The organism is Nosocomiicoccus sp. HMSC067E10 (assembly GCF_001810835.1).
GTDB classification, from domain to species: domain Bacteria; phylum Bacillota; class Bacilli; order Staphylococcales; family Salinicoccaceae; genus Nosocomiicoccus; species Nosocomiicoccus ampullae_A.
This window is the reverse complement of the sequence record NZ_KV802771.1, coordinates 17390-42843: the sequence shown is the minus strand read 5'-3', so window position 1 is coordinate 42843 and position 25454 is coordinate 17390. Positions and strand designations below refer to the sequence as shown.

Sequence of the window (25454 nt, the reverse complement as noted above, 5' to 3'; positions counted from 1 at the left end):
ACCGTTTTAAATCTATAACAATATTATACCCTATTTCGAAAAAAAGTGAAATCGTTTTCGAATATTTTTTACAAATTTTTTGTAATTATTAAATAACACAAAAAAGACCAAGCATTCGCTTGGTCTTAAATGTAAATTTATGCATTACGTTGTCTCGCATCTCCTGCTCGGCGTAACGCTTCACCAACGTTACGTACACAAAGCATTAAGATTAAGATTAATATCGCCGCTGGTGCCCAGATCCACGGTCTTAAGCGTAGCGTTTGCGTTTGTGTTGCATAAGATAATAGCGTTCCGAGTGACGGTGTATCTTCAGGGAATCCAAATCCAATGAATGAGAGTCCCGACTCAATACCGATATTCGAAGCGAGTGATAGCGTTGAGTTAACAATGATAATACCGACTAAGTTCGGTAATAACTGTGTAAATATAATTTTAACGTGAGAACTACCTAACGTTCTCGAAGCGTTAATATAGTCTTGTTCTTTCTCTTGAATCGCTAGTGAACGTATTAATCTCGCTGTACCTGTCCATAAGAACGCACTCATGATGAGTGAGAAACTCACGACATTATAGCTTGGTGAAATTGTAACGTACACAACGATGATCATGATGAACGGTAAAACCATCATAAAGTCTACGATACGCATGAGGATATTGTCCACTTGTCCTCCGAAGTAACCAGAGATTACTCCATAAGCCGTACCGAATGATACTGATATTGCTGTAACGAGGAAACCAATTAGTAACGAGTTTCTCGTACCGATAATTAATTGTCCAAAAATATCACGTCCACCGTAGTCCGTACCGAGTCTAAACTCTTCGTTTGGCGGTTGGTTCAGTGATAATAAGTCTACTGTTACGATTTCTGATTGTTTTAAGAACATCGTTAGTCCAAAAACGTATGATGTAATTGCAATCATAATAATTAAGCTGAAAAGCGCAACTTTATCTACTAAAATTTCTTGAAGTAAAACTTTCCACCCCGGTGTCGATCTCGGCAAGTTTTCTACATCGATTGAATCGTGTGATTCAATTCCGTACACACCTGCTTGATTATGTGTATCTATATTCGTCGGGCTTGCATCATTTTTGTCATTCTCAAAACCTGTGTTGTCTGGATTGACATCTTTTAACTCACGGTTTTCATCATTTAAATTTTTATTATCCTTTGTCATGTGACACCCTCCTTATTTAATACGAATCCTTGGATCGATAATACTTAAAATAATGTCAGATAATAATGTACCAACAATTGTTAAGAATCCATAGAATAAAATTAATACGTTCGCAACACTGAAGTCACGCGTTGAAATTGATTCTAAGAATAAGCGACCCATTCCTGGATACGCGTAAATCATCTCGATGAAAATCGAACCACCAAGTAATCCTGCGATTTCATAACCAAAGAATGCAGCGATTGGGATAATCGCGTTTCTGAAAATATGTCTTCTATACACTTTACTTTCAGATAAACCTTTTGCACGTGCAAGTGTAACGTAATCTTTTTGTTTCGTTTCAATAATACCACCACGTAAGTACTGAACCGTACCAACGAGTCCAATTAAAGCAATCGATAGGGACGGTAATATTAAGTGGTGTATTTTACTAATGAAGTATTCTATCGTCCATGGTTCTACATTCGGGTTCACTGAACCTGAAGTTGGGAACCAACCTAAATTAAATCCGAATACTAACACCATAAGTAAAGCGAACATGAATGTTGGTGTTGCGAAACCTAAGTATGTGTAACCTGTAATAACGTTGTCTAATAATGAATCGTTATAACGACCTGATAACATTCCTAATGGAATACCGAGTAAGTAAATTAAAATTGTAGAGAATAATGATAACCAAACTGTGTTCATTAAACGGTCACCAATAACATCTAATACTGGCTGTTGTTTAAAGTACGAACGACCAAAGTCTCCTTGAAGCATGTTGAATACCCAGTCTCTATATTGAATATACCATGGGTTATTTAGCCCCATTGCCTCACGTTGTCTCTCTAATGCTTCTGCAGAAATATTCGGGTCTAATACCCCACTTAACGCATCCCCTGGCATTAAACTTGCGAGGAAGAAAATTAATAAACTCAGCAAGAACAATTGCGGTAATGCAATTAAGAATCGTCTAATAGTAAATTTGATCATTTAATTTTTACCTCCTTCTGGTGGTAAAGCGACTCTATGATTCTCAGAAATTTCAACGAGAGGGAAAGGCTTACCATCTTCATCTAAATAATCTTGGAAATGATTCTCATATTCTTCTTGAACTTCTTTACGTTTACGTAAGTTCTCTTCGATATTATCCACGTTTACATCCGGAATTGCAGCAATTAATTTTTTCGTGTAAATATGTTGTGGATTTTTAAAGATCACTTCGGCTGGACCTTCTTCTACAAGTCGGCCTTGATACATAATTCCAATCCACTCACACATATGTCTCACTACCCCTAAGTCATGGGCAATGAATAACATCGTTAAATCCATATCTTGCTGGATTTCCTGCATGAAGTTAAGTACTTGTGCTTGTACCGATACGTCTAATGCCGATACCGGCTCATCCGCGATAATTAATTTCGGATTTAACGCGATTGCACGCGCAACACCGATACGCTGACGTTGACCACCAGAGAATTCGTGTGGGTACTTGTAAATTGAACCTGGTGGTAAGCCAACACGAGAAAGCAGTCGGAGCACTTCTTTAATTAACTCGTCTTTTGATAACTTCTCGTAGTTTTTAAGAGGTTCAGCAACGATATCAAATACACGTTTACGTGGGTTTAATGATGAGTACGGGTCTTGGAAGATCATTTGAACGTCACGACTGACGTCTACTTTTTTACCACTGTTTAAGTGTTTACCTTCGAAGTAAATGTCCCCACCACTAACTTTATTTAGTCCCATAACAGCTTTACCAGTTGTCGTTTTACCTGAACCGGATTCTCCAACTAAGCCGTAAGTTTTTCCTTTTGGAATTTTAATCGTTACGCCGTCAACTGCACGGACGTAATCCTTTGTCGTATTAAAGAACCCACCTTTAATTGGGTAATAGACCTTTAGGTCGTTAATTTCTAATAAGTATTCCGCCATTACTCATTACCTCCTTGGTGCAACGCTCCAAACTGTTCCTCTTCTACTTCTTGAGTTAATTCAGCTGAAGAATCTAAGTAGAAGTGTTTATAGCACGTACATCTTACAAAATGTCCGTCTTCAACTTCACGTAACTGAGGATTCTCTTCGTGAGCCGACTCGTCAATCCATGGAATACGTGGTGCAAATCGGCAACCTGTACGATCCATCTTATCAAGTGCTGGAACTACACCTTGAATGACGTGTAATTTATCTCCTAACACATCTTCAGATGGTAACGAGTTGAGTAAACTTCTCGTATACGGATGAAGTGGGTTTTTAAACAATTCTTTAACAGGTGCCATCTCCACAATTTGACCTGCATACATAACAGCAACTTTGTCTGCCATTTCTGCAACGACACCTAAGTCGTGAGTGATTAAAAGTACACCAGAACCTAAATCGTCTTTTAGTTCACGAATTAAATCTAAAATTTGCGCTTGAATCGTAACGTCAAGTGCTGTTGTCGGTTCGTCAGCGATAAGCAGCTTTGGCTTATTTGCGATTGCAATCGCGATAACGACACGCTGTCTCATCCCACCAGATAATTCATGCGGATATGCTTCAGCGACTTGTTCTGCTCTCGCAATACCAACACGTTTTAATAACTCGATTGCATAAGCTTCTCTTTCGTTTTTCTCTTTCGTTTTATGAATTGTTAAAGTTTCTATAATTTGATCCTTGATTCTCATTAAAGGATTGAGCGCTGTCATCGGATCTTGGAAAACCATAGAGAATTCGCCACCGCGAATGTTATTCATTTCTTTTTCGCTAGCTTTCAAAATATTCTTATCTTCAAAGAACACTTCACCTTCAACACGCGCGTGTCTATGTAATTTCATAAGAGAAAATGCTGTCGCACTTTTCCCTGAACCTGACTCACCAACGAGAGCGAGTACTTCGTTTTTCTTAATATCGAACGAAACATTATCAACAGCCGGGTAGTATTCCCCTTTAATTTTAAATGATGTCGTTAAGTTCTTTACTGATAGTAATTTTTCATCCATATTGTTCACCAAACTTCCTTTCATGATTTTAAAGGATGTGCAAATAAGTTGTTTTTAATTGTAAAGACAATTGTAAGATAAATCAATATTATCATAAAATTTAATAAATTCTGATATGTATTTTTAAAAAATTGCCTTACATGTAAACGCATACACATATTATACTCTATGTTGTATACTTTTTGAATGATTTATTGTAAAATAAATATTGAAAAGAGAATTAAATTATTAGGAGTGTCTGATTTGAGATTTGTAATCACGTTCATTTGGGCATTTTTGCTCACTCAAATGATTAACTTTATCCTAAACAGTTTAAGTGGTGGCGGACAGCTATATCCTGAGATTGGATTATTATTTGCTGTGCTTATTACATTAGTCGTATTCTTCTTAGATGTCGTCATGAAGCCTCGCCACAATTACACTGAGGACAAACAGTAATCTATACTTACTAGAAGACTCTATTACGAATAGAGTCTTTTTTTCTATCATTATATAAACGAGGTGACCTGATGAGTTACATATTATCTATCGACCAAGGAACGACGTCAACACGTGCAATCCTCGTCGATAAAAATGGAGATATTAAAGCGACATCGCAAATGGAGTTTAAACAATATTTCCCTAAATCTGGTTGGGTAGAACATAACGCAAACGAAATTTGGAGTTCTGTGTTATCTGTGATCGCTCAAGTACTCGGAGATAACAATTTAACAGCCGATATGATAAAAGCAATTGGTATAACAAACCAACGTGAAACGACCGTCGTGTGGAACAAACACACTGGTCTTCCAATTTATAATGCAATCGTTTGGCAATCGAGACAAACTGATGGAATTACCGAAGAGTTAAGAGAGACTGGCCATGAGGAACTATTTAAAGATAAAACCGGTCTTATATTGGACCCGTATTTTTCAGCGACAAAAGTTCGTTTTATACTCGATAACATTGAAGGCGCACAAGAAATGGCAGAAAATGGTGATTTACTATTTGGAACGATCGATAGTTGGATTGTGTGGAAATTAACATCTGGTAAAACACATATTACAGATGTCACAAATGCAAGTCGTACGATGTTATTTAATATTCATACGCTCGAGTGGGATGATGAGATATTAGACATCTTAAATATCCCTAAGAAAATGTTACCTGAGGTAAAATCTTCAAGTGAAATTTATGCGTATACGGATACAAATCATTTCTTCGGCGCTTCAATTCCAATCGCAGGAATTGCTGGTGATCAGCAAGCGGCACTATTTGGTCAGACATGTTTTGAAGAAGGAGAAGCAAAAAATACTTATGGTACAGGTTGTTTCCTACTATTAAATACAGGCGAGGAAGTGCCCGCTTCAAACTATGGGTTAATATCGACAATCGCATATCAATTAAAAGATGAACCTGTTAAATACGCACTGGAAGGATCTATATTTGTCGCAGGGAGTGCCGTTCAGTGGCTAAGAGATGAAATGATGTTTTTTGATGATGCGGCAAAAAGCGAACAACTCGCAACTGAAATTGAAGACACAGACGTCTATGTCGTTCCCGCGTTTACAGGACTCGGTGCTCCATATTGGAACATGCATGCACGCGGGGCGATGTTTGGTATTACTCGTGGCACATCAAGAAAAGACATAATTCGCGCAACGTTAGAATCGCTCGCATACCAAACGTATGACGTTCTAAATGCGATGCGTAAAGATAGTAAGACAGAAATCAAACAGTTAAACGTCGACGGCGGTGCTTCTGCAAATGACTTTTTAATACAGTTCCAGTCGGATTTACTAGAATGTACTGTTGAAAGACCAAAATATTTAGAGTCCACAGCACTTGGCGCAGCATTTTTAGCAGGTCTTGCTGTTAATTTCTTTGAATCAAAAGAAGCGTTAAAAGATTTAAAGTCAATTGATCAGGCGTTTCATCCTCAAGAAAATAAAGAAAAAATCAACAAGAAGTACGACGGATGGAAACGCGCGGTTAAAGCGACAGAACTATTTTCAAACTAAAAAAACTCTATTGAGATTTTTCTCAATAGAGTTTTATTTTTATTGTAAGTCAAATGTAAATGTGCCGTCTTTTACGTCGATATCGACGTGCAGACCTTCTTCTAAGTTCGATTCAATCATTTTAATTGCGAGTGGTGTTTCAATTTCACGTTGAATGTAACGTTTTAATGGTCGTGCACCAAACTCTGGTTCATACGCTTCTTTAACGATATATTTTTTAGCATCTTGTGATACTGAAACACTCATATGTTGGTCGCTTAAGCGTTCATTTAACTCATCGATTAACTTATCGACAATACCTGTCATATTTTCTTCAGTTAACGGACTAAACATGACGATGTCATCCATACGGTTTACGATTTCTGGTTTAAAGTGTGTTAACACTTCACTCATAACGACTTCTCTCGTTTTATCGTTAATTTCTCCACCTTGTATCATCGTATCGAGTAGGTAATGTGAACCCAAGTTCGATGTCATGATGAGAATCGTATTTTTAAAATCAACTGTACGTCCTTGAGAATCTGTCAGTCTACCGTCATCCATAATTTGAAGTAAGATGTTAAACACATCTGTATGTGCTTTTTCAACTTCATCTAAAAGAATCACCGAATACGGATGTCTTCTCACTTGCTCAGTTAATTGTCCACCTTCTTCGTATCCAACGTATCCTGGAGGCGCTCCGATTAATCTAGACACTGCGTGTTTTTCCATATACTCACTCATGTCGATACGAATCATGTTGTCTTCACTATCAAACATCGTTTCAGCAAGTGCTTTTGCGAGTTCTGTTTTACCGACACCTGTTGGTCCTAAGAATAGGAAGCTACCAATTGGACGATTTGGATCTTTAATACCTGCTCTTGCACGAATAACTGCGTTAGATACGAGTTCTACCGCTTCATCTTGACCAACGACACGCTGATGAAGTAATTTCGGTAAATTAAGCAGACGATCTTTCTCTGTTTCAACGAGTTTTGTCACTGGAATTCCTGTCCATTGTGATACGATCATACCGATTTCTTCATCTGTAACAACTTCACGGATAATACGGTCTTTACCGTCTGTTTCGTCATGAAGTTCTGCTTCAAGAGCATTTAACTCTGCTTGAAGTTTCGGAATAATACCGTGCTGAAGTTCAGCAGCACGCTCTAATTGATAGTTGCTTTCTGCTTCCTCTAATTCTTGGCGCGCTTTATCGATTTCTTCACGTTTACGAGATACTCCGCTAATTTGCTCACGTTCACGCTCTACTCTTGCAGTTAGAGATTGTTGTGCTTCTCTCGCATCAGCAAGTTCTTTTTGAAGTTCTTCTAAACGTGCTTTAGATACTGGGTCGTCCTCTTTTAATAATGCTTGTTCTTCGATTTCCATCTGCATTACTTTACGATTGATTTGGTCGAGTTCAGTTGGGTTAGATCCCATTTCTGTACGAATTGTTGCACTCGCCTGGTCGACTAAGTCGATGGCTTTATCTGGTAAAAATCGTTCTGTAATATATCTGTCTGACAATTCTGCTGCAGCAACTAACGCACGGTCTGTGATTCTTACTCCATGGTGTACTTCATAGCGTTCTTTTAGTCCACGTAAAATTGAAATTGTGTCGTCGACTGTCGGTTCGCTAACGAGTACTCTTTGGAAACGACGCTCTAATGCTGAATCTTTTTCAATATATTCACGGTACTCATTTAACGTCGTTGCACCAATCATATGGAGTTCACCGCGTGATAACATCGGTTTAAGCATGTTACCAGCGTCCATTGCCCCATCTGTTTTACCTGCGCCAACGAGCATGTGTACTTCGTCGATGAATAATAAAATTCTACCGTCTGCTTCTTTGATTTCTTCTAATACTGCTTTTAAGCGCTCTTCAAATTCACCACGGAATTTTGCTCCTGCAACGAGTGCTGCTAAATCTAATTCAAAAATTGTTTTATCCTTTAGTGAATCTGGCACGTCTCCACGAACGATACGCTGTGCGAGCCCTTCAACGATTGCAGTTTTACCGACACCCGGTTCACCGATTAATACTGGGTTGTTTTTACGTTTTCTACTTAATATACGAATCGTGTTACGGATTTCCTCATCTCTACCGATCACAGGATCCATATTACCTTTACGTACTTCTTCGACAAGGTCACGACCGTATTTTTGTAATACTTCATATTGAATTTCTGGATTTTGAGTCGTCACGTTTTTTCCTCCTCTAATCTTTTTAATGATTTCTTTTACGATTGTATCTTTATTTCCAATTTGTGCTTTTAATGTGTCGTCTACATTTAATGCAGCGAGTAAAAGATGTTCTTGAGAGATATATTCATCGTTCATATCTCCCATTACTTTTTCTGCTTCACTAATTAAGCGACTAAATCCTTGAGACATATATTGCCCATACTGAACGTTGTCTCCTTCTACTTTGTTAAAACTTTTGAGTTTTTCATCATATTGTTTAATCAATTCATCTACATTAATATTTGCGCGTTGTAAAATATCTTTTGCCATTGAATCACTGACTGTAAATAATGCTTTTAATAGAGCAGCGAGTTCGATTGTTTGAATTTTATGTTCAACTGAAATTTGCTGTGCACGTTCGATAATCGACTGCACTTTGAAAGTCATTTTATTGATATCCATTTCCTCACCTCAAGTGTTTGACCAATTTTGACTATACTTATATTATACATCGTTATATTTTAATTTCAAGCGTTTCACTCAAGTTTTTGACCTTTTTTGACTATTTATTTTCTCTTTATTTATATATCACTTTGTACTATAGTTGTAATATTGATTAGGAGGACTTTAAATCATGGATATCGATATAATAGAACTGATTAAATATATATTCTTAGGGATATTACAAGGGTTAACCGAACCAATTCCTGTCTCTTCGAGTGGTCATTTAGTAATGGCGCGTGAACTTTTTGGAATTGAAGCGAGTGGTTTATCTTTTGAAATATTTTTAAACACTGCTTCACTCATTGCAGTCTTGTACATATATTGGAAAGATATTTTTGAGATTGCTAAAAACTTTTTACGATATGTATTTAAAAAAGATAGAGATTTAGAAGCAACGACGGATTTTAAATATGTTATTTACTTAATTATCGCAACAATTCCTGTTGGAGTTTTAGGGTTTTTACTAAAAGATGTTATTGGAGATAACGTATCGATTGGTTTTGTAGGGTTAATGCTTCTCGTTACAGGGACTGCTCTATGGTTTATAAAAAATAAATCAGGTGTTAAACGTGACGGTGAATTAACTGTTAAAGATTCCATCATCGTCGGTCTCTCACAATGTGTGGCGTTAATTCCAGGAATTAGCCGAAGCGGTGCGACACTCGTCGGTTCGATGGCAGTTGGACTTGAGAAGAAAAACGCATTAAGATTTGTATTCTTACTATATATACCAGTGTCACTTGGTACGGCAATATTATCGATTTCAGATATCGCGACTGATCCGATGCTCGACACACTACTCGTTCCTTACCTTGCATCATTCGTCGTTACAATAATCGCGACGTATATCGGGTTTAAATTACTAGAAGGTGCATTAACGAGTGGTCGCCTCATATATTTCAGTTACTACTGCTTCGCAGCAGGTATATTTGCGATTATGTACCAATTTATCGTGTTATCGTAAACGAGTGATTGCTTAATTTAACGCAAAATGTTTTTGTGTAAACGACCACTCGATTAGTTTGACAATTACGCGATTTGTGTTAATGAAACAGAGGCTCGTTTAACGCAAATCGAATTTAAGTTAAAAGATGAAAAACAATTTTACACAACACGTAATTACGTAAACGACCATGCAATTAATTTTACGCAAATCAAAATTCACGAGGTTTTTCATCTGAAGATAGGTCGGAGATGTGCTGAAGGCGCCGTTAGCACATTTAATTTAACGCAATTCGTTTTTCTGTTAACGAGAACTCTATTTCGTTCATGCATTTTACCTATTCGTTAACAAGATGAAGCACGCGTTTACGCAAAATGACTTTATGTAAACATCTTAATCATTTCATGAACAAAAAGAATCTAAACGTCAACGAAAAATAGAAGTCGTTCATGCAAATCTAATTTACGTTAAAATAAAAAACCAGCCGAACTTTTTAAGTTCGACTGGTATTTTTTATCTTTCTTCTGGTACAAATAATCGCTTTGCGACTGAGTATAAAATAATAACAATTGCTATACATACTGTCGTATTAATTAAGAACGTTGTACCATTAGCAATTAAGCTATATAACCAAGCTGGTTGGCCTTCTGGTGCGTAAATCCCCCAGAAAATCCACCCTGCAAAAAAGTGCATCGTGTAACGTAACAGAATCGCTAAAAATGAAAATGCAACAATTGATACTAAGTTTCTATACTTAGATGCCACTCCAGCAACTCCTAGAATACCGAATGCGAGTGGATATTCTAAAATAAATTGTACCGGATGTATGTAGTTCCCTGCCGCATCTCCTGTTACAATTTGTAAAATCGCCCAGATTAAACCTCCGAGCACACCTGCGCCGACTCCACGTCTGATCGCAAGAATTAAAATTGGTACCATTGAAAAACTAAAACTGTACGGACCAATTTTAAATGCAGAATCGATCCAGTCGATTCCCATACTTAATGCAGCTAATATCGCAATCTCCATCATCACGACTAGCTTGTCATTAGACCTTGTCATAAATACACTTCCTAAAAGTTTACTTATGAATCAATCGCGTATCATATTCCTTCGCGAGAATTACCTCAACAGGTTCAAGGGTATAATCTCAGCAATTATGCACCCCTTATGATTCATAGCAATTAATAGTATATTGTAAACACACTTTCCTATCAACTCTCTTTTAGAAATTAAAAAGCGCTCAACATATGTTGAGCGCTTAAATGTTATGATACGCCTAAAGCGATCTTCGCATAACGTGACATATTATCTTTTGTCCAAGGTGGATTCCAAACAATTTGAACGTTCACGTTTTTAACTTCCGGTAATTCTAATAATGATTCTTCAACCATTTGTACGATTTCTGGGCCCATCGGGCATCCCATCGACGTGAGTGTCATTTCCACGCCTGCATTACCGTCTTCATCTAAAAACACACCGTAAACTAAACCTAAGTTTACAATATCTATACCGAGCTCTGGGTCAATAACGTTTTCTAACGCACCGAGCATGCTTTCTTCCATTGCTTTATCCATATTCTGTCACCTCGCATATATTATCGTATATTCAATATAACAAATATTAAACAACTAGTGAATAATAATGCTATTATTAGAGTAGCCGAAAGGATGATTTTCATGAAACCGTATCTTATTTGTTTAGATTTAGACGGCACGTTACTCACTGATGAAAATACAATCGGAAACTATACAAATCGTGTCGTTCAAGAATTAAAAAGACAAGGACACTACGTCATGATTACTACGGGTCGACCGTATCGTGCGTCAGTTCCTTACTATAAAGAGTTACGATTAAACACACCAATCGTTAACTTTAACGGTGCATTCGTACACCACCCATTAGATTTTGAATTTAAAACATTACAAGAAACATTACCTCAAGATGTCATCGAGGATATCGTCGTACATATCGATAAATACGACATTAAAAATATTGTCGCAGAAGTTCGTGATGATTTATACTTCCAATATCACGACAGCGTCTTAATGGATGAGTTTTATATGGGGGATCCTAAAAAAGTCGCCGGTGACTTACGTGATAATATGCCAGAAGAAGCAACGTCACTTCTCATTAAGACAACTGAAGACCGCATCGATTATATTCGTCACGCATTTGATACTGTATATGCTGAAACACTTGCACATAGGCAGTGGGCACCACAACTTGCGATCATCGAGATTATCAAAAAAGGCGTCTCAAAAGCGACAGGTATCAAATATGTATTAGACGCTTTAAACTTAGATGAGTCTCGTACAATCGCATTTGGAGATGAAGACAACGATCTTCAAATGATCGAGTACGTCAGTCATGGTGTCGCTATGAAAAACGCAATCGATGAATTAAAAGATATCGCGAAAGACGTCACACCGTATGATAACAACAACGACGGTGTCGGTCGATATTTAAACGATTACTTTAACTTAAATATAGAATATAAGGAGTCATAATATGAAATTATTAGTAGATAGCTGTTCAGACATCAGTTTAGATTTTGCTAAAGAACACCAGTTATTTTTTATACCACTTAAAATCAACGTCGATGGTAAAGAATATCTCGACAAATACGAAATTTCAAGTGAAGAAGTATCAAAAGCAGTCGATGATGGCATTCGTCCACTGACGAGTCAAGCAAACCCAGATGAGTTATATAACTATTTTAATGAAGCTTTAAAAGAAGACTCGACGATTATTTATTTATCGTTTTCAAGTCAATTATCTGGAACGTATCAAAGTGCGAACATCGCGCGCGATATGATTTTAGAAGAGCGTGACGACGTTGATATTACTGTCATCGACTCGTTAAGTGCAAGTTACGGTTACGGGCTACTCGTTGAACGCGCTGCAAAATATGTAAATGACGGTTTATCTAAAGAAGAAGTTATAGAAAACATCGAAAGAGATAAAGCACACATTCGTCATTTATTTACAGTATCTGATTTAGATTACCTCGCTAAAGGTGGTCGTCTCTCTAAAGGGCAAGCATTTTTAGGTAGCCTTTTAAACATTCGCCCTCTTCTCCATGTAGAAGACGGAAAACTCGTACCGATAGAAAAGTATCGCGGAGTGAAACGCGTTTTAAAACGTATGGTTGAACTTATGAAAGAAGAAGGCGCAGCGACTGAAGTACACATTACACATGCTGATAACTTAAAAGACGCAGAAGCGTTAAGAGATTTAATTTTAAAAGAGACGGATTTAACGAACGTTCAAATTTCTAGTATCGGTCCAACGATTATTTCACATACTGGAAACGGAACGATTGCACTATTTTACTTTACTGAAGGAGTGTAATATATGAAACTTGTCATAATCGGTGGATTATCAGGTGGAATGACGGTGGCAAGTCAATTTAGACGACTCGATACAACGAGCGAAATCGTTGTATACGATAAAAATCCATTTGTTAGTTTCGCAAACTGCGGCTTACCGTATTATTTATCCCGTGAAGTGAGTGAGAGATCTGATTTAATCGCTCGTACTCCTGAACAATTAAAAAATCAAGGCATCGATGTGCATACTGAACATGAAGTCATTTCAGTAAACGATAAGGAAAATTATGTTACAGTTAAAAATTTAAAAACAGGAGAAACATTTGACGATCCATACGACAAATTAATAGTATCTCCTGGCGCACGAGCGAATGAAATAGACGCAGTAAAACACGCGCCCCAATCATTTGTACTCCAGCACTTACATCATTTAGATCTTATCGAACAATATATTACTGAACATGATGTCAAACATGCGGTTGTAATCGGTACAGGATTTGTTGGTCTCGAAGTGTCTGAACAGTTATGTAAACGTGGCCTTGGAGTAACAATCCTCCAACATAACGATAGAGTATACCGCACAATTGAAGAAGAGTTTAGCGAACCGATTAAAGAAGAGATGGATAAAAACGGGATTCGATTAGTGCTAAACAGTGAACCTGTAAAGTTAGATGGAACAAAGTTAACATTAAATAGCGGTGAAGTCATCGATGCAGAACTCATCATTCAGGCAATTGGTATTACACCACGCACAGACTTTTTAAAATCGTCTAACGTCGTCATGAATGACGGCTATATACCAGTCGATGAATATGGATTAACAAACATCGATAATATTTACGCTATTGGTGACGCAATAGAAACGCATTATCAGCACGTACCACATAAAAAAGTATCTGTGGCGCTCGCTTGGCCAGCACATCGACTCGCGTACATTATCGCAAATCACCTTGCTGAAAACGATCAGTACAAACAGGACGGATTACTTTCGGTATCTATTTTAAGATATTTCGATGTTGCTGTTGGTAAAATGGGATTATCATTAAAAGACTTAGAAGACGAAGACTACATCATCGTTGAGCAAACACAAAACAATAAAGCAGGATATATGCCAGGTGCAAAACCTTTATCTTTAAAAATTTACGTCGACAAAAACACACGTAAAATTTTAAGAGCATCCGGTATAGGCGAAGAAGGACTCGACAAACGTTTAGATATACTCTCAACACTCACACGTCTCGGTGGGACTGTTGATGATCTAATTAACATTGAGGTTGCATATGCACCTCCATTTAGTAGTCCAAAAGATATCGTCAATATGCTCGGATATAAAGCAATCGGGAAGCTATAATAGCTTCCCGATTATTTTATGCATTCTCTTTTCTTTTACTACGTTTTGCAACGATAAATATAAATATCGCAAATCCACCGAATATTAATAGACTTGAAATTAAGTACCAATGGTTTAGACCAGGTGATTCAATGACTGCAAATAATTCTGTTAACTCTCTGTCAATGACAGGGTATAATGAATTTCCGTGCGGTTGCACACGCTCACCAAGTAGTAACCCACTCAGTTCTTTTCCATCTTTTACATATTCATTAGTAATCTCTAATTTTTGCGTCTCACTCGTGTTGTTAATTTCTAATATAAAATCAACGTCGTCTGTTTTAAATAACACAGTATATAGACCGTGATCATTTACAATCGTTTCAGTGTCACGATTAAATAAATTAGGATGTTGAGTAAATACTTCAGCAGTTGTTTTCATAAACTCATGAACTTCTTTATCTGTCCATAAATTCATTTGTGGATGAATCGTTTCGAAATTATCCCCGTTTTGTGCAATTTCAGTTCCGTAAGTTACAAACACTGGTCCATCATGCGCGATTAAATACGGATATAACATTTTTACACGAGTCCCAGGGAAGAGATTGTTTTTAACTGAATATGACGTAAAACGTTCACTAAAGAAGTGATCCGCCATTAAAATTTCTTCACTGTTCGTATACTCAGGAATATCTTTATCGAGTCCACCGAATGCTTCTGCAATACTTTTTCGTTTTGAATCGTAAGCAGTGTAATCAAAGTTTGTAGCATCGACATCTTCACTTAAGACGACCGCATACGTTTTAATATCGTCTGGTAAAACTTCCGTTCTATCGACATTTTGTACGATGTACATACTGACACCATCAATATCAAAGTTATTGACGAATTCAGTCATCAATTCTTTATATTTTTGACGATTTTCTTCATTGTTAAAATCAATAAATTGACGGTCGATTAGATCGATATACTCTTCCATAATCGGTGTCATTTGTGGATTGTCTAAAGCAGTAAACTCATCCGTCGCTATCGTCGGAAGATCCACGATAACTTTTAAATCTTTGTCATGTGCTTTACTTATAAAGTCTTTAAACTTCTCTTCTCCACCGAAGCGTTCAGCAATTTTTGTGTAGTCCGTGACGCTATACCCGAGGATGTCAGAATTGTCCATTTCAAATACTGGACTTAATTGAATCGTGTCAAATCCCATCTCTTTTATGTAGTCTAACTTATTCTCAATACCTTCTAAGTCTCCACCGTACGGTAAATAATAATCACTATTTTTGTTATCAAACGAATCATTATCTTCATTTTTATTTAAAAATCTATCGATTACAATTGTATATACACGTGACGTATCGTCAGACTCTGCATAGACATCACTAATATGTATAGATGAAAACATTAAGATAAATAACGTGACATATAAAAACTTCTTCAATCTACGTCCACCTTTCAATTATGTACTTTCAATTATACTGGATTTTAATTTTTTATGTATAGAAAAATAGTAAGTTCACTGATTCTACATAAAAAAACTGCAGATTGCTCTGCAGTTTTAATATTATAAAACACCTAGTGGTAAGTAAGAACCAAGTAGAACTGTAACGATAATTACGACAATCGCGATGATTAAAAGCATTTGTACGTTCGTTTCTTTTTTCTCACGAACGAGCGTCATTTCCATTAGAGCAATCGCTCCAAGTCCGAGTAATGCTTTTAGACCATACATCATATGACCGTTGCTTACGTTACCAATGATACTTAAGTTTTGAATGAAAATCATTACACCACTAAATAGTACGATAATGTAAAACAGTCTTAGTGTCATGTGTAAAATAAACGCTCTACGATTTTCAGATGTAGGATTTCCTTTGTATGAAAAATACGTAATTAGAAATAATACAAAAGCGAGCGCAATTGCTGTTAAGTGTAAATGTAACATCATGTGTCTCCTTTATTTAATATAAGTTGTTAATGTACCAATTCCATTAATTGATACGCGAACCGCATCGCCTGACTCTAAGAAATCAGGGTGCTCCATTCCTGCAGCTACACCTTCTGGAGTTCCTGTAGCGATAATATCTCCAGGTAACAGTTTCACGTACTTAGAAACTTCTGCAATAATATCTTCAACAGACAGAATCATATCACGCGTATTACCGTCTTGACGAATCTCATCGTTCACTTTTGTAACGATCGATACGTTATTTAAGTTCGGTAATTCATCTTTAGTCACGATATATGGACCAACTGGTGCTGCTAAACTTTTCCCTAAGAAAAATTGTTTGAATGATTTTTGTAAATCACGTGCTGTGATGTCGTTTACAATCGTATAACCGTACACGTAATCTAGGGCTAAGTGTGGTTGAACGTTATGCGCTTCTTTACCGATTACAATACCAAGTTCACCTTCATAATCTAACTCTTCAGTGACGTCACTAAATGAGTCGATTGTACCTTCATCACCAACTAAGCTTGAATTTGCTTTAGTAAATACAGTCAGTGATACTTCATTATTTAACTCATCTGCGTGTTTTTTATAGTTACGACCGAAACAAATCAGGTTGTTTGGTGGTGCAACTGGTGGTAAAAATTCAATTTCGTTAAACGGTGCTTTGTATAAATGGTTATTATCGTCCGCTTCAGCTTTTTCAACTAAAGTACGTACGATTTCTTGGAAATCTAACGTATTATACGTCGTGATTCCTTCAAGTAAAGTTTTTGGATATTCTTTTTCTTCTCCAAATTGTTCAAATAGTTTTGGTAAGCTCCAAGCACTATCTTCTCTTTTCACTTTCACTCCGTAAGTCGGATTGCCTTTATAAGTAAATGATAAAAATTTCATGAGACGACTCCTTTATCCCTTTTAATTAGTATAACAAAACATCGCTTTAATATCTTTAAAATTAACTAACGTTTATTTTTAAAAATTTCTAATAGTGTAATATTGAATTTATTTAATATGTGCATGAGCGCATATAATACGATGAGTATTATAAATATAATTAAAACGAGCGTTGCCACTGTGACTTCTCCGTAATAATTAAAACCGATTCCGTAAAAAATGATGCTCATTAAAAAGTTAAATACGATAAATAAAAACAACACGTATTTCCCAGGAATTTCAAACAGTAGCGTCGCGAATTTAGGTGCTTGTTCGACGAGTAATATTATCGTTAAGAATAATGCAAATCCGAGCATCATACCACCAATATTTTCCCCAATCAGCTTTCCACTTCTACTGCCTAAACTTAATACTTCGATCATTTTTATAAAAAGTGCACTCGTTAATACAACAAGCGTTAAAATAAACCCTTTTGTTTTAAAGTATTTCTCGATATCGATACGTCCTAAAATACTACCGATAAATGTAAGTGGTAATGAGACGAACATAAACAGACTAAAGAAATCCATTGCACGGATGGAAGATACGTTTAATTCAATCATCGAAATGATATCTTTTTCACGGTATACTCCGAGATAATTATTCAGTTGCTGGATGCTTGAGTATATAATATCATTTGTTGAAACGGACGTTAACGCTGGTATAATTGTCCAAACGACTAAATATAAAATTAATAATATAACAGCTGTGATTAAGCTAATTATTAATGAATTTTCTCTAAAGAATAAAACGACCATACCACTTAATGGGATGACAAATAATATAATAAAACCATTAAATAATACACTACATCCAAGTAACACTAAAAATACTAGAGATAATCGTTTTAAGACGGTTACCTTATCATATTCTTGTCTTGAAATGATTAACCCCGTCACAAGAGACAGAAGTGGTATCATTACCCCACTAAATATTAAATGGTAGAGCTGAAATGATCTCAGCTCTCTACCATATAAATACTCGTAAGGATTTACGTAAATAATCGGGAGTAAATAATAAATTCCGACGGCAAACATTGTAAAAATAATTGTAAAACCAATGAGTGCATTATCCTTTTTGACAGTCATAGACATTTAACACTCCATAATTGAAATAATATAAGTACACATCTACTTGTGCGTTTAGTGCGTGTTCAATTGAACGTCTATATATATCCATTTGAACACTGTATCGTTCTATTAAATCTGCTTCTGATTCATTTGTAACTCGATCCGTTTTGTAGTCAATAATAATATAACGATCATCATGTTTCACTAAGCAGTCTACAATACCTTGTACCATCTTACCATTTACATCGCTAATATCGATCGTTTTTTGACTCATTATAAATGGTAATTCTGTATAGTTTTGTAGAGACTCTTTAAATATAGATTGTATCGTTTTATCTTCAACAAATCGTAATCCATACTCCGTCATGCGTGCTCTGTTTTCTTCAGTCACATATTCTAAATCTTGTGTGTAGTTATGTACGATTGCACGTACTAAACTTTCTTTATTGTCACTTTGAATGATTGAATCTATTCGATGAACGACTTGTACCATCACTTCATGCATAATCGTCCCGAAAATCGGTGCATCTTTTGTGTCATCTAAAAATGCAGGCTTTCTAAGTCGAACTTCTTTTTTGTAAATGTCCGTTCTTAACTCTGCGGTTTCATCGATTGTTTCGTTTCTGCGTTTAATTTCAGTGACAGAGTCTTTGACACTCTCTAAATAGTCGTCTCCACCTTTATATTGATAATTGAGTCGTTCAATAATTTCTGGTGAAGGATACACGCTATCCGTTAAATCAAATAAGTCATCAAGCGATAGACGTTCTGTCACTTCAGCAGTCTCTTCTCCATTATCGTAATACATAGATGTCTTAAAGTATGGATTATCTTTATTTGCAAATAAAATTGGAGTGAGTAATGTTCTGTAATCACTAGCGTTTAACCTGAATTCTTTTGGTAGTGGTACGTTCGGTTCTATTGAATCGACGTCAATGTCTTTAATTTCAAACACGTCTAAAAACAATGCGTTTTCTTCTTGATACGATTCGAACTTATCTAACGGTTCGTCTTTTAATAACGGGATATATAAACATTCTTCTGCTCGTGTTAATGCAACATATAATAAGCGAAGTCTTTCTGAAATATCTTCTTTATGAAGCATATCTTTCATATATTCATAATGTAAGTTAGACTGTATAAGTTTATGTGTCGCGTCATAAGTTTTCATCGACACACCATACATTGGGTGAACGAGTATCGAATCATTTAAATCACGACTTCTTAAACTGCGCTGATTATTCACTAAAAAGACGTGTTTAAATTCTAATCCTTTAGATGAGTGAATCGTCATCACTCGAACGACATCTTCTTCCTCACTCACGACTTGCTCCTCTCCAAAATCAACATTACGATCAGATAAGTACTGAATATAGTTTATAAACTCATACAGTGAATGGTGGTTTCTTTTCATAAATTCCATACTGTAAATCATTAATCCGTTTAAATTTGCCTTACGTGTATCGCCGCTCGGAAGTCCCGCAAAGAATTCTATAATATCGTACCTGTCGTACATATATTTTAATAGTGATGTGACTGAACGATATTTCGCTTCTTCTTGTAACAACTGTAATTCTGATAAAAGAAACTCAATTTTTTCTTTTGTTTCATCGTCTACATCATAATTTTTTAAAGACTCATAGAAATATCCACCTTTATTTTCATCGTTAACTCGTATTTTAGCGATATCTGTATTTGTAAAGTTAAAGAAAGGCATACGACACAGACCAACTAAATGATCGTCTTGAAGCGGGTTATCAATCACTGAAATAAAGTTCACCATCGTGCGTATTTCAAGCGTGTCAAAATACCCCGTATTATTTTCGTATACTAACGGTATGTTATATTCTTTAAATTTACTATGATACGTATCGATGGCTTGTCGTGCTGGCGTTAAAATTACGATATCTTTATAGTCGACGTTTTGTTCGCGTAACTCCAAAATTTTCTTGATGACGTAATTGATTTCTGCTTCTTCTTTAGACAGTGCACCTTTTAAATATACGATGCCTTCAATTTCCGTTTGTACTGGCGTTTTATTTTTCTCAAGACCAACGTGTAACGCTTCGTTATCCGTATAGTCGATTTCACCGACATCTCGGTCCATGAGATGCTTAAAGATAAAGTTCGTCGTTTCTAACACGCCGATATTCGAACGGAAGTTTTTATTTAGCGTAATTAACGTACCAGAATCTTCTTGTTGGAACGCATCCATCTTTTCTAAAAAGAGTTTAGGTTCTGCTTGACGGAATCTGTAAATCGATTGTTTAACGTCTCCAACCATAAATAAGTTTCCGTCATGCGCATCACCAGATTTTAAACGCATAATAATCGATTCTTGTACTCTGTTTGTATCTTGGTACTCATCAATCATCACTTCTTTAAACTTATTCTGATACAGTTTACTAATCTCTCCATCGTTACAAGATAGAATATTAATCGCATAGTGTTCGTAATCGTTAAAGTCCATCGTGTTCGATTCACGTTTACGTTTACCATACGCTTCAATTAATTCCACTCCGAGCTGTATAAAAGTATTCCGTACACCGTTCATATTTGCCATTTCTTCTAAAAATGAATCTAACGTCATAACGCTTAATCCTATAACAGATTTTCGCTTTTCACTCGTTTGATCAATCAGTTGACTAATATAGTTTTTATCCGCTTCATCTTCGATACTCTTATATACTTTAGTATTCCTAGTGATCATTTTAGTATCAATTTCTGTTGAAGATGCGGTGTTATTTCTAACTTTTAAATGGATTGCTTTAAACTCATCAGCGAGGTCTTGTAATTTTTTAATTTGTTTATCGTTATAATCTAAGTCCACATGTACTGAAAACAAACCTTCTAGCAGCTGGTCTACCGCTTCAAGTGCTTCGTCTATTATCTTTAAGTTTTTCTCTTTATAGCGGTCGTAAATTTCCGTTAACTTTTCGACATCTAACCACTCGTCCATTAACCCTTCTAAAAACGAGAGTGGATGTTCTGTCGCAATCGCCTCGCTATACAACTTTAATACTGCTCTTTTTAAATAATCATTTTGTTTATCTGTAGATAAAAACTCCTCAAGCATTACGAAATTTTCATTGTTTTCTTGATAATGTGATTCAAGAATTTGATCTAATACATCATTTTTTAACGTCGTCGTTTCTTCGTTAGATAACGTGCGCATGTCTGGAGAAATACCGATCGTATTGTAATGATTTTGAATTAAAAACTGACAAAAACTATGGAGCGTACTAATATGTGCATCATTGACTTTTAATATTTGACTTTCTAAACGTTTCTTTTCGCTATCGTTTGTCGAGTTTTTTAAGCGATCAATTAATGCTTCTTCGAGCTTTGATTTCATATCTTTCGCACTCGCGTTTGTAAAAGTAGATACGAAGATTTCATCGATAGAATAAGTATCGTTTAGTATATTCGTAATAATACGCTCGACGAGGACAGCTGTTTTACCACTTCCTGCAGCTGCTGAAACTAATACGTCGCTGCCTCTTGTATCAATCGCACGTTGCTGATCTTTTGTAAATTGTTTACTCAACTGCCTCGCCTCCTCGCTTAATTTTCTCTACTACTTCAGTTACTTCTTGCGCATCTTTATCTATAAAATCACGTTGGTTCATCATATAGTCGATGTTACATGCAGATTTAAATTTACAGTAACGACACGGAGAGAGCACGCCATTTTCTAAAATCGGATTGATTTTAACATTCCCGTCGTATATGTCATCAACCGCATGTTTCACTTTCTCAACTGCATAGTCCTTAAAACGTTCATACATATCAATGGATAAAAATCGTGATTCTGATCTTTTATGAATAACACCTTTTGATGTAAAACCTGCGTAATATTTTGTTGGGTCTTCATCATTTAACAGTGGAGATAAACTATCATGAACAGATGCTTCTATATAATCCACGTCGTTTTCATTAACAACTATTAACCCTTTTGGTTTTAACTGATCTTCTTTTAGTTCTTTTAATATCTCTTCATACTTTTCAGGTGTTTTCGCAGTCAATAATTTATTTTGCGTTTGATTGTTAGCACTCGTTTTTGTAGTTACGACTGGATAGAACATCATCGTTAACGGCAGTACATTTTCTCCGAATTTATCAGCATTTGACTCAATAATATTCATATAAATAAATTGTTGAAGTTCTGTTCCGAGATATACGTCTTTTAAATCGAGATCTTTAGTTTTACTTGATTTATAATCGATTAAAGAGATATAAGTACCATCTTCACGTACATTTGTATCAATTCGGTCGATAACTCCTCGTAGATTTACTATGTTTTTCTTTTCAGTCTCGAGTTGATACGCACCAAACAAATCGTTTTCGTGACCGAATTTTTCTTCTAAATATTGAATGTTAAAATTCGATGCTTCTAAATAACGTTGTAAGTTAATCACGACATCTGTGATTGTCTCAATACTTTTTAGTTTTAATATTCTATAGTATCCCGTATGTTCAAATATACCGTGAGAAATATTTTTAACTGCAGTATTCACAGACTCTGTTACCGCTTTGTTAATATCAGATGGTGTTTTTTCACGAAGTTCATAGTTAAAATGATTTTTCAACACATCTTCTATAACTGAGTGGTATAAGTTACCGAGGTCTACCGCTTCAAGTTTAAATTCTTCACGCTTATCGATTTTTAAACCATAGTCCATAAAGTGTTGGAACTGACAGTTATAAAAGCTTTGAAACCTCGATACAGACCCACTTAAAACATCACCGTATAATTCTGTCGCGACTGATGTATTGATTTTTTCACTTTCGTTTTTATACGATAACTGTCTCACTAACTGATTAAATATGTCTTTATGATTAACGTCATTTTTAAGCGCTTGAAGTGCTTCTAAAAACACTTTATCCTTAACACCTTTTGTCAATGTATCTTTATATTGTTTCGGTGTATTTAATATATTTCTTAAATGCTCAAGGAGTAAATCACGCATACTATTGATGCTGGAGATATTATATTCCACATCTCGAGTACCATATAAAGACGGATTGATAACCGGCATGTTTGAAGCGTTTTTTAACTCCTCAACAAACGGGCTAATTTTTGTCGGTTCATTTTTTAAATTACTCACCGCATAGCTAATGAATAGTCCATCCGTTGGACGCGTCACACCATGATAAAATACAAAGCGCTCATCTTGACGAAGTACTTCATCTCTAGGAGAGATTTGAATGTCGTTCAATTCAAACGCTTCTTTTTCTTCGTCTGTGATAATATCGTTATGACTCATATCCATTGGCATGACGTTGTTGTTCATACCGATCATAAATATATATTTTTTATTTTCAACTTTCGCAAGGTCCAGTAATCCAACAGTGACTTCATCGAGCGTTGCTGGTAATAAGTTAAATTCCGCTTCAAGTAGACCTTCCATTAAGTTATCGACAAAGATGTTAAACTCAACCGTTTCTTCTCCATATACGATATTCGCGTCATCTAGAAGACCGATAAAGTGATTGTATGCATCCTCAGTTTCGTTTTGACGATTTTTGTTATCAATATCATCGATATGTCGTTCAAGTCGCTCTAATACACCATTTTCTTCTAAAAAGCGATATATAGTACGGATGTAATCAATCGCTTTTGCACCGTCGTTCAATTTAGCGTAAAAATTTTCTAATGCGCCGAGCACTCTGTTTTTATAGTCGAGCATCGCTTTGATTTTTAGTTCATCATCTTCAGTGAGTTTTAATTCTTTACCGTCGTCTCGTGTTTCTAGAAAGCGTCTAAATAAATCATCATTAAATAATCCGGATTTATAATCGATTCCAGATTCTAATATGACGTTTTCAAAAAAGTATAATGCATCGTCGTCATTTTTATAATTTAAATAACCACTTTTCATAATGTTAATGATCGATTCACGCTTAAAATTTTGACGATAGGCGTTAAATACACTCATCATAAATTGTATAAATGGATGCTGCACCATTTTATACTTTTGATCGACTGAATATGCGATATCGAATTTCTCAAAGTAATATCGTAGTACTTCAATATAACTACTATCTCGATATAAAATACCGATATCTTTATATCGAACATTTTTTGTACGTACGAGCGTCTCGATTTGTCGCATCACTTCTTCGACTTCGACTCTCATATTTGGTGCTTTTATAAGTTTAACGCCGTCATTACTATTTATCGGTGTACCTTTACGTAGAAAACGTTCAACTTCATATAACCCCTCACTGTTTGCACGATAGTTTTCATGAGAAAATTCGATGACTTTAACTCCATCGCCACCAAACAATTCCTCTCTTTTTAAACTATCGATGACGTTTTCTGTCTTTCTAAAGAGCTCTAAATTATCCCCGCTATGCATCAGTAAAAGTGTAATGTCATCAGTAAATCGAGTGAGCGTCTTAATAAGTTGAAGTTCTAGTTCTGTAAAGTTATGGAATCCATCGATATAAATCGTCGCATGATTTAAACTTTCAACTTCATTCACATCAATTGTCTGTAGTACTTCTAAAAAATGTGGCATTAAGTTAATATTTTCAATTGAATAGTCTTCAATCGTATCGATCCATGTACGATACACTTTTACGAGGTCTTCATACTTCTCTTTCGTTCTGTTGTCTTTAAATGTTAAGCTCTCAATATCATCAGCACTAATATCATAGTTTATAAACTCTTGTATCGTCTTTAAAAGCTTTTGCGAGAATTTTATATATTGCCTTGAATCTTTATAGTACTTTAACGTGTCGGGTTCAAACTGCTCAAGGATTTTATGTATAAGCATAATATGTCCGACTTCACTAATACGATTTTTTTCTCGATGTCCAATTTCATTAAAAACATGCCAAATAAAACGAGAGAAGCTTAAGACTGTCGTTCTTAAACTTCCTTTGTACGTTTTATCTTCATCTGTCGTTAATATTTCTTCATACGTTAAAGTGTTTTGCGTTGGTGTTATGATATAAATTCGATGTCCAAGTGGATCATTATCCGTTTTCTCATTAATTTGTCTAAACATCTCTTTAGATTTACCGGCACCACTTATACCTGTCCATACTTTAATCATCGTATACCTCCTAA

At 35.8% G+C, this 25454-nt stretch carries 19 protein-coding genes and 1 riboswitch; of the genes, 6 read left to right on the top strand and 13 right to left on the bottom strand.

Translation table 11 applies throughout. From position 1 onward, the window contains the following. Positions 1-137: 137 nt before the first annotated feature. Genes HMPREF2767_RS06430 through HMPREF2767_RS06415 form a run of 4 tightly spaced genes read right to left on the bottom strand, consistent with a single transcriptional unit; the run spans position 138 to position 4141 of the window. The gene (locus tag HMPREF2767_RS06430) at positions 138-1178 is read right to left on the bottom strand and encodes an ABC transporter permease (protein ID WP_083302073.1); all 1041 of its coding nucleotides are present in this window, start codon (positions 1176-1178) and stop codon (positions 138-140) included. Between the two features lie 12 nt (positions 1179-1190). Then, complete coding sequence (gene opp4B / locus HMPREF2767_RS06425; protein WP_068127828.1) at positions 1191-2153, bottom strand: oligopeptide ABC transporter permease; 963 nt, start codon at positions 2151-2153, stop codon at positions 1191-1193. Beyond that, entirely contained in the window at positions 2154-3095 is a 942-nt protein-coding gene (locus tag HMPREF2767_RS06420; protein WP_068127825.1) for an ABC transporter ATP-binding protein, read from the bottom strand. Then, the gene (locus HMPREF2767_RS06415) at positions 3095-4141 is read right to left on the bottom strand and encodes an ABC transporter ATP-binding protein (protein WP_070623223.1); all 1047 of its coding nucleotides are present in this window, start codon (positions 4139-4141) and stop codon (positions 3095-3097) included. The genes HMPREF2767_RS06420 and HMPREF2767_RS06415 overlap by 1 nt, the downstream gene beginning before the upstream one ends. A gap of 243 nt (positions 4142-4384) precedes the next feature. On the opposite strand from HMPREF2767_RS06415, the gene HMPREF2767_RS06410 reads away from it, so the two are divergent. Then, positions 4385-4579, top strand: coding sequence for a DUF2929 family protein (locus HMPREF2767_RS06410; RefSeq protein WP_040929341.1), 195 nt, complete (start codon positions 4385-4387; stop codon positions 4577-4579). Between the two features lie 68 nt (positions 4580-4647). Then, entirely contained in the window at positions 4648-6141 is a 1494-nt protein-coding gene (glpK, locus tag HMPREF2767_RS06405; RefSeq protein ID WP_148129004.1) for a glycerol kinase GlpK, read from the top strand. A 39-nt stretch (positions 6142-6180) separates the two neighbouring features. On the opposite strand, the gene clpB is transcribed toward glpK, so the two are convergent. Next, positions 6181-8772, bottom strand: a complete 2592-nt coding sequence (gene clpB / locus HMPREF2767_RS06400; protein WP_070623217.1) for an ATP-dependent chaperone ClpB — start codon at positions 8770-8772, stop codon at positions 6181-6183. Between the two features lie 172 nt (positions 8773-8944). On the opposite strand from clpB, the gene HMPREF2767_RS06395 reads away from it, so the two are divergent. After that, positions 8945-9778, top strand: a complete 834-nt coding sequence (locus HMPREF2767_RS06395) for an undecaprenyl-diphosphate phosphatase (RefSeq protein ID WP_070623214.1) — start codon at positions 8945-8947, stop codon at positions 9776-9778. A gap of 492 nt (positions 9779-10270) precedes the next feature. Here HMPREF2767_RS06395 and thiT read toward each other — a convergent pair whose 3' ends face one another. Beyond that, on the bottom strand, positions 10271-10819 hold the full coding sequence (thiT, locus tag HMPREF2767_RS06390; RefSeq protein WP_070457429.1) for an energy-coupled thiamine transporter ThiT: 549 nt from the start codon (positions 10817-10819) through the stop codon (positions 10271-10273). A gap of 29 nt (positions 10820-10848) precedes the next feature. Then, positions 10849-10936: riboswitch (TPP riboswitch) on the bottom strand. Between the two features lie 89 nt (positions 10937-11025). After that, positions 11026-11334 (bottom strand): metal-sulfur cluster assembly factor, encoded by a 309-nt coding sequence (locus HMPREF2767_RS06385; RefSeq protein ID WP_040929346.1) that lies wholly within the window; start codon positions 11332-11334, stop codon positions 11026-11028. Between the two features lie 102 nt (positions 11335-11436). Here HMPREF2767_RS06385 and HMPREF2767_RS06380 point away from each other — a divergent pair, with 102 nt between their 5' ends. Genes HMPREF2767_RS06380 through HMPREF2767_RS06370 form a run of 3 tightly spaced genes read left to right on the top strand, consistent with a single transcriptional unit; the run spans position 11437 to position 14440 of the window. Continuing rightward, entirely contained in the window at positions 11437-12267 is an 831-nt protein-coding gene (locus HMPREF2767_RS06380; RefSeq protein WP_070623211.1) for a Cof-type HAD-IIB family hydrolase, read from the top strand. A 1-nt stretch (position 12268) separates the two neighbouring features. After that, on the top strand, positions 12269-13111 hold the full coding sequence (locus tag HMPREF2767_RS06375) for a DegV family protein (RefSeq protein WP_070623208.1): 843 nt from the start codon (positions 12269-12271) through the stop codon (positions 13109-13111). A gap of 3 nt (positions 13112-13114) precedes the next feature. Beyond that, a complete protein-coding gene (locus HMPREF2767_RS06370) occupies positions 13115-14440 on the top strand; it encodes a CoA-disulfide reductase (RefSeq protein ID WP_070623205.1) in 1326 nt (441 codons plus the stop codon). Between the two features lie 16 nt (positions 14441-14456). Here HMPREF2767_RS06370 and HMPREF2767_RS06365 read toward each other — a convergent pair whose 3' ends face one another. The 6 genes from HMPREF2767_RS06365 to HMPREF2767_RS06340 form a co-directional block, all read right to left on the bottom strand. Further along, on the bottom strand, positions 14457-15860 hold the full coding sequence (locus HMPREF2767_RS06365) for an alpha-amylase family glycosyl hydrolase (RefSeq protein ID WP_070623202.1): 1404 nt from the start codon (positions 15858-15860) through the stop codon (positions 14457-14459). A 123-nt stretch (positions 15861-15983) separates the two neighbouring features. Then, on the bottom strand, positions 15984-16364 hold the full coding sequence (locus HMPREF2767_RS06360; RefSeq protein ID WP_068127794.1) for a YisL family protein: 381 nt from the start codon (positions 16362-16364) through the stop codon (positions 15984-15986). A gap of 12 nt (positions 16365-16376) precedes the next feature. Next, the gene (locus HMPREF2767_RS06355) at positions 16377-17267 is read right to left on the bottom strand and encodes a fumarylacetoacetate hydrolase family protein (RefSeq protein ID WP_070623199.1); all 891 of its coding nucleotides are present in this window, start codon (positions 17265-17267) and stop codon (positions 16377-16379) included. Between the two features lie 65 nt (positions 17268-17332). Then, positions 17333-18400, bottom strand: a complete 1068-nt coding sequence (locus tag HMPREF2767_RS06350; protein WP_070623196.1) for a DUF418 domain-containing protein — start codon at positions 18398-18400, stop codon at positions 17333-17335. Continuing rightward, on the bottom strand, positions 18375-21923 hold the full coding sequence (gene addA, locus HMPREF2767_RS06345; RefSeq protein ID WP_070623193.1) for a helicase-exonuclease AddAB subunit AddA: 3549 nt from the start codon (positions 21921-21923) through the stop codon (positions 18375-18377). Before addA ends, HMPREF2767_RS06350 begins: the two co-directional genes overlap by 26 nt. Then, positions 21916-25440, bottom strand: coding sequence for a PD-(D/E)XK nuclease family protein (locus tag HMPREF2767_RS06340; protein WP_070623190.1), 3525 nt, complete (start codon positions 25438-25440; stop codon positions 21916-21918). The genes addA and HMPREF2767_RS06340 overlap by 8 nt, the downstream gene beginning before the upstream one ends. Positions 25441-25454 lie beyond the last annotated feature (14 nt).